This is a genomic window from Dietzia sp. DQ11-44 (assembly GCF_014145205.1).
GTDB lineage: Bacteria > Actinomycetota > Actinomycetes > Mycobacteriales > Mycobacteriaceae > Dietzia > Dietzia natronolimnaea.
The window spans coordinates 1-12936 of record NZ_JAALEC010000214.1; the positions used below are offsets into that span (position 1 = coordinate 1).

Annotated in this window: 11 protein-coding genes; 8 read left to right on the forward strand and 3 right to left on the reverse strand. The window is 62.4% G+C overall.

Annotation, left to right across the window (positions count from 1 at the left end):
* Positions 1-140, forward strand: a 140-nt coding sequence (locus G6018_RS06305) for an oxidoreductase C-terminal domain-containing protein (RefSeq protein ID WP_277817759.1), incomplete at its 5' end; no start/stop codon positions are given.
* Positions 141-258: 118 nt separating this feature from the next.
* Positions 259-1320: a BtrH N-terminal domain-containing protein gene (locus G6018_RS06310; protein ID WP_107749263.1), complete on the forward strand. Its 1062-nt coding sequence runs from the start codon at positions 259-261 to the stop codon at positions 1318-1320.
* Between the two features lie 171 nt (positions 1321-1491).
* Here G6018_RS06310 and G6018_RS06315 read toward each other — a convergent pair whose 3' ends face one another.
* A complete protein-coding gene (locus tag G6018_RS06315; protein ID WP_107749262.1) occupies positions 1492-2181 on the reverse strand; it encodes a TetR/AcrR family transcriptional regulator in 690 nt (229 codons plus the stop codon).
* Positions 2182-2299: 118 nt separating this feature from the next.
* Between G6018_RS06315 and G6018_RS06320 the strand changes: the two genes are divergently transcribed.
* Positions 2300-3886, forward strand: a complete 1587-nt coding sequence (locus G6018_RS06320; RefSeq protein ID WP_107749261.1) for an MFS transporter — start codon at positions 2300-2302, stop codon at positions 3884-3886.
* Positions 3887-4335: 449 nt separating this feature from the next.
* Here G6018_RS06320 and G6018_RS06325 read toward each other — a convergent pair whose 3' ends face one another.
* Positions 4336-4803, reverse strand: a complete 468-nt coding sequence (locus G6018_RS06325) for a hypothetical protein (protein WP_146166385.1) — start codon at positions 4801-4803, stop codon at positions 4336-4338.
* A gap of 186 nt (positions 4804-4989) precedes the next feature.
* Between G6018_RS06325 and G6018_RS06330 the strand changes: the two genes are divergently transcribed.
* From G6018_RS06330 to G6018_RS06340, 3 genes are all read left to right on the forward strand, one after another.
* Positions 4990-6186, forward strand: a complete 1197-nt coding sequence (locus G6018_RS06330; RefSeq protein ID WP_107749260.1) for a cytochrome P450 — start codon at positions 4990-4992, stop codon at positions 6184-6186.
* 380 nt (positions 6187-6566) lie between these two features.
* Positions 6567-8327, forward strand: coding sequence for a hypothetical protein (locus G6018_RS06335; protein WP_179523835.1), 1761 nt, complete (start codon positions 6567-6569; stop codon positions 8325-8327).
* Between the two features lie 246 nt (positions 8328-8573).
* Positions 8574-9335 carry a hypothetical protein gene (locus G6018_RS06340; RefSeq protein WP_182639188.1) on the forward strand — a complete coding sequence of 254 codons (762 nt, stop codon included), beginning with the start codon at positions 8574-8576 and terminating at the stop codon, positions 9333-9335.
* A 15-nt stretch (positions 9336-9350) separates the two neighbouring features.
* Here the strand turns inward: G6018_RS06340 and G6018_RS06345 are convergent, their stop codons facing one another.
* On the reverse strand, positions 9351-10196 hold the full coding sequence (locus tag G6018_RS06345) for a recombinase family protein (RefSeq protein ID WP_182639189.1): 846 nt from the start codon (positions 10194-10196) through the stop codon (positions 9351-9353).
* A gap of 207 nt (positions 10197-10403) precedes the next feature.
* Between G6018_RS06345 and G6018_RS06350 the strand changes: the two genes are divergently transcribed.
* Together G6018_RS06350 and G6018_RS06355 are read left to right on the forward strand one after the other, a co-directional pair.
* Positions 10404-11018, forward strand: a complete 615-nt coding sequence (locus G6018_RS06350) for a hypothetical protein (protein ID WP_083249842.1) — start codon at positions 10404-10406, stop codon at positions 11016-11018.
* A 761-nt stretch (positions 11019-11779) separates the two neighbouring features.
* A complete protein-coding gene (locus tag G6018_RS06355) occupies positions 11780-12559 on the forward strand; it encodes a ParA family protein (RefSeq protein ID WP_119192861.1) in 780 nt (259 codons plus the stop codon).
* The last annotated feature ends 377 nt before the right edge of the window (positions 12560-12936 follow it).

The window sequence follows — 12936 nt, forward strand, 5'->3', positions numbered from 1 at the left end:
ATGGCGAACTCCTTGCTGCAGACTGCATCAATCGTCCCCGTGATTTCATGCTCAGCAAACAGGTCATCACACAGCAGCGTCCTTTCGTCCGGACCGATTTCGCCCATACGGGTTCTCCCGATTCCTTGCGCAATGGGTAAGCCAGTCCCGAGCGAGACTCGCACGGTCAGCGGCGGAGCCTCGACGAACGGCGCTGACATCCCACTGGCGCAGCAAGAGCCCGGTTCGTACCCGCCCGCCGTTCAGAAAGGAACTCTGATGACTCGCCAGACGCTCATCGAGAACTATCCACACCGGGTCGGGGGGCACTGCGGCTCAGCCGCGATGCGAGACCTCCTGCACTGGCAAGGCCTCGGCTGGGAAGAACCGCCCGAGGAAGGTCTCGTCTTCACCCTCGGGGGGTCACTTGGCCTGTCCTACTTGCACTCGAGCGACCTCTTCCCACCGCTTTATCTGGTAGGGAGAGACTCCGATTTCGAAGTAGATCTCCCCCATCGACTGGGCGCACAGGTCCAAGTGCTCACGACCGACGATCCCCGAGAAGGATGGTCGTGGATCAGCCAGGAGATCGATGCCGGAAGGCCAGCCCTGATATGGGGCGACATTGCAGAGTTGCCCTACCTGCGGGTTCGGCTCCAAATGAGTCGCCACGATATCGTGGTAATTGGTTACGACGAGGCGGAGAGGATCGCCTTCGTTGTTGACAACGACCGTGCCGAGGTCCAAAAGGTTTCGTTCGACGCTCTCGCTCGAGCACGGTCGTCGATGTCATTCCCACAACCGACACGTCACACCACGTACCGCATCGCCTGGCCGCATGAGTTACCAGACCTTGCGCAGGTTGCCGCAGCGGCTTTCCGTCAATCGGCAGCGAACATGCGCCACCCAACTCCGCCCGGAGTCGTCGATCTCACGACCGCGGTGAGCGGTTCCGAAGGCTTAGCAGCGGTCGCCCAGCTCGCCGCTGATGTCCGGACTTGGTCCCATCTACCGGCTGACGAACTCGAGATCCTCTTATTCAGCTTGAGCGCTTTCATCGAGAAGGCCGGCACCGGAGGTGGCCTGTTCCGAAAGCTGCTCGCTGACGGCTGCGCGGACGTGGCACGTTTGACCGGTGACCTCGCGACCGAAGATCTCGCCGTAGTCGCCAGACACTGTGCACAGACATGGACGGAGGCCGGCCGAGCCGGGATCGAGCACGAGGTCGATGTGCGTACTCGGCTGGAACGTGTGGCTTCGGCGGTTAGCCTCCTGCCCACGCTCGAGCTTCAACTGGCTGAAGCTCTGGAGTCAGCTTCGCGATCGCTTGCAGCAGCCTGACTAATCGGGAAGTCAAAACTGGACGGTAGAAGTTCCGGCCGCACTCAGACTGCAGCGGATGGCTCGCCGCAGCACGCACCGAAACGACCGGGCTCTAGGGTTGCCTCGCCACCTCCCCAGCGACCTCGGCGATCGAGCGGTCACACCCATCCGACAAGAAGAAGCCCCGATTTAGCGAGATCCGCCGGCGCCAGGGCGGTTCAGGCCGTGGCTGGATTCGGCCGGGATGGGTTCGCCTCCCTGCTTGCGGGCAGCAAGAAAATCATCAACGAGTTGCACGCATCCGTCGTGGTCGACGGTGCAGAGCCCAGTAAGGCGAGCGAACACGACGGGACCCAGGAGTTGAACGATCGCGAAGGTGGTGTCGACGTTGCCGAGCTGTGCTCGAACGTCAGGCTGTGTGAGGATGCGGTCAAAGGGCTGCCGGTATTCCTCGATGACTCGACTGCGCAGTGAGGTGATCGCGGCCGAATCGGCAGGATCGCTGCCGCCGACTGATCCGATTGACAGCCAAGCCAGAGTTGTAATGTTCAGCGGCGCCTGGTCAATCAGGTCAGCTTGGGCCGTGAGAAGCGCGATGAGTTGGTCGCGTACCGACCCACTGGCGGTAGAGACCTCGACGCGAGGCAACAGCCGCTCGAAGGACGCTGCAAGCAACTGGGCGGTGCCGCCGAAATGCCGATAGAGCGTGGCCCGCGCAACCTTTGACATTCGAGTGACCGCCTCGACGGTAACCGCCTCTACACCGCCAGTGCTCAGAAGATGCGTAGCAGCGTCGAGCAATCGTTTTCGTGAGCGCAGCAGTCGCGGATCGAGCTGATCGTCGTCCGTAGCGGGCCGATCAGCACTCCAGTCGTTCACGCTCTCCCCCTTCGGCCGACGGTCACTTCTCGTCCAAGCTAACCTGTCCAGCCAGCCGGATACTGTGATACTACTTGTCTCGAAACAAGACCGACCATCTCACAGCAAGGGGCCGGCGATGAACTCACCGCAACAGACCATCACCGAGTCATCCCGGTGGACCCGAGCTGAATGGTGGATGCTCACGGTGTCGTGCCTGGCCGTGGCGTTGGTGGTCGCGGCCATGGCCGCGCTGTATTCGGCATTACCGCAGATTGCGGTAGAGACTGGAGCGACGCAAGCCCAGCTGACCTGGATCGTCGATGGCTACACGCTGGTACTGGCGTGCCTGGTCCTGCCCGCTGGAGCGATCGGTGACCGCTACGGCAGACGGGCGGTTCTCGTAATAGGTCTGGTGATATTCACCTTGGCGTCCGCACTTCCCCTGCTGCTGTCTGACCCGGCGTGGTTGATCGCTGCGCGAGCGATTGCCGGGGCGGGCGCTGCGCTGGTAATGCCCTCGACGCTCTCGATTCTGACTGCTGGTTTTGCCGCCGTTCATCGCGGCCGAGCAGTAGGTGTGTGGGCTGGAGTCGCCGGCTCCGGAGCAGTGTTAGGCATCCTCGGCGCCGGGGTGTTGCTTGAGCGCTGGTCGTGGGTGTCGGTATTTGTTGGACTGACCGCAGCGGGAGCCCTACTGGCCGCGCTGGCATGCACGATCGCTGAGTCCAGCCAGCATGATCACCCTCCCGTGGACTGGGTGGGCGCGGCGGCAGCTGCAGTCGCGGTTGCGGGAATCGTATTCGCCACGATCGAGTTTCCAGCGCGGGGTTGGGCCGACCCGATCGTTCTCGCCAGCGCCGGGGCCGGCATGTTGGCGACAGCCTTTTTTATCCTGATTGAGCTGCGATCCTCGGCCCCCTTGTTGGATGTTCGGTTGTTCGCCAAGCGCGGCTTCAGCGCCGGCTCGTTGTCGGTGGCCATCCAATTCTTGGTCACTTTCGGGGTATTCCTACTCCTGGTGCAGTACCTGCAACTGATCCTGGGATATGGACCGCTGGCCTCGGCGTTGGGGTTGGTGCCGATGACGGTCCCCCTGATCGTGATCTCGGTGATCGCCCCCCGACTGTCACAGCGATTTGGGCTGCGAGTGATGACCGTCGCTGGCCTGGTGACCATCGCAGTTGGTCTGATGCTGGTGAGCAGGCTGACCGTCGATGCACGTTACCTCGACCTGCTTTGGCCGCTGGTGATCATGAGCGCAGGACTTGGACTATGCACAGCCCCGGCGACCTACGCCATCATCGCCGAAACTCCGGAGAGCAAACACGGGGTCGCCGCCGCAGTCAACGATGCGGCCCGCGAGATCGGCGCTGCGATGGGGATCGCGGTAGCCGGCAGTGTGCTGGCCGCCGGATACACCCGCCACATTCAACCCACCCTTCCCCAGCTGCCCGAACCTGCCCGTGGTCCGGTCGCCGATTCTCTGGCCGCCGCACTAGAGGTCGCCGCACAAGCCGGACCAATGGCGCAACCATTGGTCGACTCCGCCAAAGAAGCATTTGTGAACGGCAGCAGTCAGGCCACGCTTACGTTGGCAATCCTTACCGCCGGCGCCGCAGTCTTGCTAGCGTTCCTTGCCCCGGGCGCTGCTGGCTCACGCGACCACAAAACCATGGCCAGCTCAAAAGCACCGGCTCACCGGGCAGTGGCGGCGGATAAGTAGCCGATCCAGATTCAGACTGCATGGAGAATCTGCCCAAGGTCATCAAGAACCGCAGTTTCTGGTGCGCACGGCCGGGTTCGGCGCGGACGGCCTCCATACGAGCATCCGGTCGCGACTCCCCCGCCAGCTCTCGCTCACGAGCGTCATTCTGCTCGGCAGTCGACAACAACAGATGCGCCACCGCACTACCCGCTCAGACCACGCGGCAGCTTCGCCGCCAGTAACTCCGCCAAGCTTCCAACAGATTCTTCTACTGAGTCGACTTGCCCGCCAGGATGAGCAACCCTGGCCGCGCTGAAGGCGACAGACTTCTCTTCATATCCAGCTGTAGGCATCAAGGCAACGGTGGAGGGCACCGTGGTCGAGGTCGGCGGCCCTTACCTTCTCGACCAGCACGACCGCGATGAACTCCCCCGGCGCGGCACCCAGGAAAGCAGCGAGTCGCACACCTACCCGGCATTACCGCGGAGGATGTCGCCCAGCAATGACTGGTATCCACCGCGAGGCGGGGACAGGACGCATGTGATCCCCAGTCGCACCAGCCTGTCGATGACGTTCTCGTGGTCGTCCACCGCTAGCACGCCGTCATCCGCGAGCTTTCGAAAAGAGGGCGCGAGCGCGCTGGTAATGGTGTCGATGATCGGCGCAGTCTGAAGCACGAGGGCTTCGCCGATGATTCCCGGCTCGTCCGTGCGGACCTTACGGAACAAGGGGTGCTGCTCCACCCGCTCCAGGGCCCGCGCGCAAACGGAAAGCACATCGGGTGCGTCAGTCGCACTGTCGAGCCCGCGAATCACCTCGCTCAGCAGGCGCTCGATCTCGCGTTGCAGAAGGCTCGTCGCCGCGCGATCGACTGAACCAAGAATCCGGTACGCCGTTGTCCTCGACACCCGCGCCACAGCCGCGATGTCGGTCATCCGCGTCCGGCTGACCCCATGGCGCAAGAAGGCCGACAAGGTGGCGTCTAGGTACAGCTGCTGGTCGATTTCACGCCTCCTCGCAGTGGGGAACCCCTCGCCTCAATTCTGGCAGGCAAACCGGGTGTACAGTGGGACGAAAGTATCCTACCGTCCCAAGTGGCCCGTCCAGACCGGAGGCCCCAAGTGTCAGAGCTCTACAACCCGTACGACCCCGCCGTCCAGGCAGACCCGTATCCGATTTATCAGGTGCTGCGCGAGGAGTCGCCGGTCTACTGGAACAAGGAACAAGAATTCTGGGCACTATCCCGGTTCGACGACATCTGGGCTGCCACGCAGGACCACCGGCGCTTCTCCTCTGCGAAGGGGATCGTCGTCGGCCAGGACCTCGCGGCAGGCATGGGCGACCTGATGCCGATGATGATCATGATGGACCCCCCACGGCACTCCGCTCTGCGAAAGCTCGTGTCCCGGGCCTTCACTCCCAGGCGGATCGCCGAAATGGAGGGCAGCATCCGGGCTACCGCGCGGGGACTCCTGGGGGCTTTCATCGAGCGAGGTGAGGTCGACTTCGTCCACGAGTACGCCGGCCCCCTGCCCACGATTGTCATCGCGGACATGCTCGGCATCCCGAACGAGGACCGGCAGCAGTTCCGGGATTGGTCCGACCGTCTCGTGCAGGTCAATCCCAACGATCCGGCCTCCGTCGAGGATGCGACGAACGCGGCCCTGGGGCTCTACGGTTACTTCACGCCGATGCTCGCCGCACGCCGCGCCAACCGCAAGGACGACCTCATGTCCGCCCTCCTGGACGCCGAGGTCGACGGCGAGACGCTCACCGAAGAGGAACTCCTCGGCTTCTGCTTCATGCTTCTCATCGCCGGCAACGAAACCACGACGAACCTCATCTCGAACACCGCCCAGATCCTGAGTGAACGCCCCGAAACGCTGCGAACGATCGCCGCGGAACACAGCCTGCTCCCTGCAGCTGTCGAGGAATTTCTCCGCCTTGAGTCCCCCGTCCAAGGCCTCGCCCGGACCGTGACCGAAGATGTCGAACTGCACGGTGAAACCATGCGAGCTGGCAGCAAGGTGATGCTGCTCTACGGGTCGGCGAACCGTGACGAGAGGGAGTACGCTGACCCGGAGTCATTCATTCTCGACCGGAAAACCGAGCGCGGTCTCGCCTTCGGTCACGGCCCCCACTTCTGTCTCGGTGCCGCGCTGGCCAGGCTCGAGTGCCGAGTCGCCTACGAGGAACTCCTGTCCTACGTACCCGACTTTGCACTTGCCGACGGCGCCGAGCGCCTCCTCTCAGGGCCCGTGAGGGGCTACAAGAAGCTGCCGATAACGTTCGAACCGACGTCCATCAGCGCCAGATGAGCCACGGTGGCGACAACCAACAAATAGCGCGTGCCAGCCGCGTTCAATCAGAGCTCACAATTCCATTCTTTGGCTGTTAAAGCGATCGCAGTACGCCGACTAGAGCGGTAACGCGGGCCGCTGACACTGGCCGCTGACACTGGCCGCTGACACATACCTGGGGCTGGCAATGACGTTCCGCCACAGCCGGCTGGACGGGCTCTCGAGTCGGCACCGGCAACCAGGTCTTATGACAAGCCGCACCGTCGAGGCTGCGCAGCGAGCGAACTTTCGCCCTCTCCCCCGTCGCGGCATCTGTTCGTCAACCTGCGTCGTAGTCGATTGGGATACTGGATCGGTGCCCTCGCGCGATGAAGTCTTGATGAGTACTTGGCGAATCCATGTCCACTGAACGCGTCCCCTGGTCTCGCCTCGACAGCGGCGAGTTCGAACACACCGTCGCGATGCTGGTGTGCGCCGACCACCCGCTGGGTCAGAAGTTCACACCTGGCCCGGACGGCGGCATCGATGTCTTTGTTCCCGACGGCGACAGCCAGCGCAAGGTGTTTCAAGTCAAGAACTTCCCCCTGAAGTTTGCCAACGCAGAGTTCCGACAAGTGAGGAAGTCGCTCAGGGCGGTCGCCGAAACGTCAAGGCAAGAGGGATGGGCGATCACCGAGTGGCACCTTGTGATCCCCCGCGATTCAAGCCCCGGATACCGCGCTCGAATCGAAGAGGAGGTCAAATCTCTGGGCATCCCGACGTGGTCATGGATGGGCCTGACACGGCTCGACATTTTCGCGGCACGCCACCCAGAGCTCATCGATTATTACCTCAAGGGGGGCAAGGACCGTCTCGCTGATCAACTCGCCGATCTCACCGCCATCATTCGCGGTGACACGACCCTTGGTAGCGGGACTCGTTTGCAACCTGCCGACGTCGGCGACCGAATCAGGATCTTGCAACGTGCAGCAAACAATGACCCTCACTACCGGTACCACTTCGGAACATCCGATTGCCCCCCGCACCAAGTAGATGAGCCCTGGCTGGTTGCTGTCGCAGCCGAGCAACACGGCCCCATGTGGCTCCACATCAAGGTGTATGCAAAGTTCGCTGCCGCCCTCAGCGAGCGTCCGATAACCACTACCGTGCAGGTCGACGTAACCGGCGACCCGGCACTCGCCGAGAGCTTCGAGCAGTTTCTCGATTTCGGAACCGATCTCACGATCCCCTCGTCTGCTGCGTCCGCAGAACTCAACCTCCCCGGCGGGCTCGGCGGCACTATTGACAGTGCTGAGATCCACTTCACCGCCATCACGGCCGAAGCGGGCGGTCCGGAACCCGCATCTAGCATCACCGTTGGAGTCCGAGACGCTACAGGTGATGTCGTCGCCGAACTGCGGTTGGAGCGGAAGAGCTTCACGTCAGGGGTGCGCGGCGGCCAGCGAACCGTATGGGCTGACCGGACCGACAAGGTGGAGCTTGCACTTAGGACCCGCTTCGAGCCTATCGAAGTCGAAGCAGACTTCCGTATGAACTGGGACGCCTATAGCCAATTGCCAGGCGACCTCATCGATGCCGTTTCATTCATGGATGCGGTCGATCGCGGAGTGTCAATCGGACTGAGTCCCAGCCACGGACCGCGCCGTTATAGCTGGACTGTTCCTTACCCTCACGACCGAAATTCGAATCTCCATCTAACGGCGCGGCTCGTACGAGCGTTGAACGTAATCCAGCAGCACTCCACGGATCTGCTTCGCATCCCGAGCGCCCTCTCCGCGGGAGAACTCCGACATGTCTTCGAAGCAGCAACCCTCCTGCAAGGCCAAGCGGCTAGCACCACCTGGTCACCGTTTGAATTCACCATCGATGCCACCGATCGCCCCACGCTCACTGCGGGGTCACGTATCAATGTCGCGGTTACGCAGAGACTCAACATCGAGTTGGACGGAGAAGAACACCACCTTGGCCAAGTCGCAGCGTTCCTTGATGCCGTCGTCGACTCCGTCGACGGCGACACTGTCGCGCTCAGCCCGGGAGACCCGGACGCCCGTGCCACTCGCGTTCTCGCGGAGGGCGAAGAGTACAGAGTCTGGGTGGCGGCGACCGACGCAGAGAGCAAACGTCCCGCGCCCGACGGCAACAGGGATGGGCCAACCTGAACACCCAAAGCCGAACGGCCGCGAAGGGCACTGGGGAGTGTGGCAACTCCCCCATGTCACCATGGGCCGTCAGCCTGGTGTCGCATTTGACGATCCCCTACCGCTCCTGCCTGGGGGTCAGGTCTTCCACTACGTCGGCCCCGGTCGCGTGGATGCATACACACGTCGTGCAGATGAGTCGCACAGAGCATGGCTTTGTACAGCAGCACCTTTTGCAGGTAATTCCCGGGCCCTGCCGTTCAAGCGATGACTGTCGTTGCTGACGGGTACGTTCCCTCCATGTACTCCATGGAGCCGGAGGCCGTTACCGCTGCCGTCGCAAGTCTCGCTGCCCCCGTCGTCCGAAATGGGGCGGCCACCGGTCGGCGAGAATGGAGCTGGGACTTCTGCATCAACTACTTCTCGGCTACCGACGACCCGACTGCCGAGATGGAAAAGAGTTGTCTCCAACTCGGCTACTACCTCGCCAGCTGGGGCATGCTTCGTGGCTCATCCTGGCTCTTCAAGAACGCCCACCCTCGGCACTACACCGCGACGATCGAAACGATCGCCCGCCACTCTCCCACAGTGCGTGACCTCGACCTCTCCGATTACACCGACACCCAGGCCCGTGCAGCTCTCATCTCGGCATACGCCGACATCAAGGGCGCCCTGCTCCCGGACGGCAACGAACACGCCACCGCGGTCACGAAGGTGATGCTCGGCGTGTGGGGAAACATCCCCGCATTTGACACCTACCTTCGAGCGGGCCTACGCAGCATCGTCTCTCCAGCCGAGCGTGCGGCATTCAACACCGTCAACGACCGTTCGCTGGAACTGCTCAACCGGATCTACCGGGAGAACCAAGGAGTGATTGACCAGCTCGCCAATTCTCACGGCACCGTGATCTTCTCAGACCACGCCGCCCCCTCCCGCTCGTACACCCGGGCGAAAGTGCTCGACGCAGCCGGCTTCACCCTCGGCGAGCAACTCCTCGCCGGACCTGACCGATCCGACGAGGCTCTGTAGGCACCTCGCTCGACCTCAGTGCTCCACGTCTGCGGATCCGGCTTCTACGCGCTGAAGCGCACGATAGAGCGTCGACCGCCCCACTCCGAGATCGCGGGCGATCGCTGACGGCCCCTCCCCCGCCTCGATGCGGGCGTGGGCCTTGTCGATCTGCTCAGAGGTCAGGACTCGTTTTCGTCCCTTGTACTTGCCTTTCGCTTTGGCAATGGCAATGCCCTCCGCCTGGCGTTCACGGATGATGGCCCGCTCGAACTCCGCAAACGCCCCGAGCAGCGACAGCATCAGGTCAGCTCGAGGATCCTGGGCACCAGCGGCGTAAGTGGCCCGCTCGTGGACGAACTCCACACTCGCACCCTTCGCGGTGATCTCTCCAACGATCTGCTTGAGATCAACCAACGAACGAGCGAGACGGTCCATCGACGCAACCACCAACTCGTCACCATCTCGCAAGTACCTGATGCACTCTTCGAGCTCCACTCGGTCCACGCGCGAGCGAGCGGACTGCTTCTCGACGTAGACGCGGTCGCACTCCCCCACCGCCTCGAGCTGACGCGCCTCATTCTGATCCGCCGCCGACACCCGCACGTACGCCACACGCTGCCCACGCGGACGCGAGGCCCGGCGAGCTGGCTTCGGTTCCGACTTCGGCTTTGGCGTTCGCGTCGGCTTTCGCTTTGGCTTTGGCTTTGGCTTTGGCGCCACCTCGACGACGTTCTCCGAGTCCGTCGACTCCACCCGAAAGTTCCAACCCAACTCGTCCCGTCGCCGGAACCGAGTCCGCACGCTCCCGCGGCTGACGATGAGCACCTCCTCGCCGCCATCACCCGAGCGGTTCAGCAACGTCCCGATCCGCTTAGCCATCAGAAGTCCCTCTCGCCCGGTCTGTGTATCAATACACTCTAGACCCGACGGGATGGCGTTTCATAAGTATCGCACTAGACCCTGCGACACAGCAGCGATCGTTGGCGGCGTTCCGTCCCGCACGGGTGCACCCCAAAGGGGCGGAAGTTGTAAGAGGAAGTGCCGGGCTGGGTTGTCGCGGCCGATGGATACGGTGAGTAGGTGGAAATGACCTCGGCGGGTATGCGTGCGTTTGTTGATGAGTCCAGTTGCGTCCGGACCGATACAACTCAGGAGTACCTAATCGGGGCGGCCATCGTCACCGCAGGAGATTGCGACGAGATCCGAGAAGCGCTACGCCATCTTCGTCTTCCAGGCCAGATCAAACCTCACTGGACCGATGAAAGTGATCGCCGCCGCCGCACGATCACAGAGACAATCGCCGATCTGGGTTCCATGCACGTAGTCGTTGCACACCTCAGTGGGCGCAACCGAAAGACTGAGCGCCACAGGCGAAAGTGCCTGGAAACGCTCTACTACGAACTCGGAGAGGCTGATGTCCTAGACATCACTCTCGAACGGCGAAGCGACTCTCAGGACAAGCAGGACCGCGCCCATATCGTTTCGTTGCAGAACCAGGGTTGGCATCGGGGCCTGAGGATTAGCCACTGCCGTGGTGGCGATGACCCCTTGTTGTGGATCCCGGACGCTGTGCTTGGGGCGGTGAACGCGAGCTTCTCCGGAGATGTTAGCTACATCGATGTGCTCCGCGGCAGCATCCTGATCGAGAAGCGGACCCCCGAGTCTCTGATGCCAGAGTCTGGACAAAGCGAAAGGCCCTAGATCCAGTCGTCCGGCTGGGGTTCTAAGGCCTTCTTCCCGTTCCGTCGTAACGGTGGGCAGTTCCTAGCGTAGTGACGGCCCCCTCTGGGTGCAAGCCATTTCTACTTCCGGATGCTGGGAGCGGCTCCGACGAACCCCCGAGCGGATAACTGTCGGCTACAGTAGATCGGCCCCTACCTGCGCTAACAGTCCTTCTCTGGAGCTCCTCGGGTGTGCTTCGGTGGTGATCCCAAGCCCGTCCGGCGAGGCGCCCCGCCGCCGTCACGCCTATCTCTGCAGGTGCCGGCACCTCGTTCGAAGTCCTTCACGAGCTCGGAAACCTTACCTGGGACAACACCCGTCGCGTCCACATTCAAACGTTCCCCGATGACGACCCCGTCGGCCCCCTGACCGCCCGGCACGGGCTCGTTGATCGGGCCCCACGTAGTGGCCCACGTTCGACAGGCCCGTGGGGGCCCTAAGCGAATTGGGGTAGCGGCACCAGCGCCCGGCACACCGACCCGTCTCTGCGTGCACAACAAGCTAGAGAAGCACCAGTAGCGTGCTTGTCTACCGTTACTAGATTAACTAAGCTAGCACCGCTAGCTAGCCAAACGTTGATAGTTATGGCTGCTCCGCGAGCCTTCGCTACGTCACTATCTATCAGGGTTAGCCTCGCTAGCACTACGACGCGAACTACCCAGCGATTATCCGAGGGAACGTAACCGTCCAGCCAACCTAGCGAGCACCTGTGGTTGGCCGCCACTTCGAGAGGAACGCGCATGGTCCGCAAGTTAGCGCTCTGCAATCAGAAGGGCGGCGTCGGCAAAACTGCAACGACGCTCGGCCTGGCTAGTGCACTGAGCGATCAGGGACGCAATGTTCTGATTGTGGACGTCGACCCTCAGGGGAACTCCACCACTGGGCTCGGTGTCGAAATCACGGACGACATGATGACGACGTTCGACCTCATGAACCGAACCGCTGCGGGAGCTGCAGCCAATGCCGTCATCGCAACCCCTTGGGACAGGGTTGACCTCATCCCATCCAACGAAGCATTGGCCAACATCGAGTCGGACGGAGCCAACGATTTGATCTTCCGCCTCGACATCGCGTTCGAGGGGCTCGACCTCTCGGTCTACGACGCGGTCCTCTTCGATTGTCCACCGTCACTGGGGAAGTTGCTCTTTGCCGTGTTGTGCGCAGCCGACGGGGTCATTGCCATCACCGAGCCAACCATCGACAGTGTCCGGGGGATCGAAAACCTTCAGGAAACGATCCGCAATGTCCAGAGACGACCCAACCCCCGACTCGTGCTCGAGAAAATTGTCCTTAGCCGTAAGCGGGCCACCGGCGAACACCGATTCCGCGAGAGCGAGTTGCGTGAGACCTACGGAGAACTGGTCGCGAAGACCGCCATTCCGGAACTGACCGCCCGCCAGGACGCGCATAGCACTCACACGCCGATCCACAGGTTCACTGGCGGCAAGGCGTTAGCTCTCCAGGTCGCTTACACGGATCTACTTTCCGAGCTGGTAATCACCGAAGGGACTGCAGCATGAGCGTCCAGCGTGAACCCGCAATCCGACGAACTACCCACCCCGCAGCGGACTTGCCCGAGCGACCTACCCCGACTCCCGCGCCGCTGTCCGCCCCACAGACAAACCAGCCCGCCGCGCGGGGGGAGGAGCGACTGACGGAGCAGCACAATGTCCGGTTGCGCCCATCAACGAAAGCACGGCTACTCCGCGCGGTAGACAAACTGCGCTACGAAACAGGCGACCGCACTATCAGTATCGCGTCCATCACCGACAGCGCCATCGTCGAGTACTTGGAATCACGAGACTGCTGATCAGACATCGACAGGCTTCGGGCTCGAGTTCTGGCCTGCTGCGGTGATCTCGGACAGTGGGCCCTCCTAAAGTGAGGGACCTACCGA

Excerpts from the sequence above, each read along its gene's own strand:
- G6018_RS06310 (WP_107749263.1), top strand. The coding sequence starts at position 259 with ATGACTCGCCAGACGCTCATCGAGAACTATCCACACCGGGTCGGGGGG.
- G6018_RS06320 (WP_107749261.1), top strand. The coding sequence starts at position 2,300 with ATGAACTCACCGCAACAGACCATCACCGAGTCATCCCGGTGGACCCGA.
- G6018_RS06325 (WP_146166385.1), bottom strand. The coding sequence starts at position 4,803 with ATGACCGACATCGCGGCTGTGGCGCGGGTGTCGAGGACAACGGCGTAC.
- G6018_RS06335 (WP_179523835.1), top strand. The coding sequence starts at position 6,567 with ATGTCCACTGAACGCGTCCCCTGGTCTCGCCTCGACAGCGGCGAGTTC.
- G6018_RS06340 (WP_182639188.1), top strand. The coding sequence starts at position 8,574 with ATGACTGTCGTTGCTGACGGGTACGTTCCCTCCATGTACTCCATGGAG.
- G6018_RS06345 (WP_182639189.1), bottom strand. The coding sequence starts at position 10,196 with ATGGCTAAGCGGATCGGGACGTTGCTGAACCGCTCGGGTGATGGCGGC.
- G6018_RS06350 (WP_083249842.1), top strand. The coding sequence starts at position 10,404 with ATGACCTCGGCGGGTATGCGTGCGTTTGTTGATGAGTCCAGTTGCGTC.
- G6018_RS06355 (WP_119192861.1), top strand. The coding sequence starts at position 11,780 with ATGGTCCGCAAGTTAGCGCTCTGCAATCAGAAGGGCGGCGTCGGCAAA.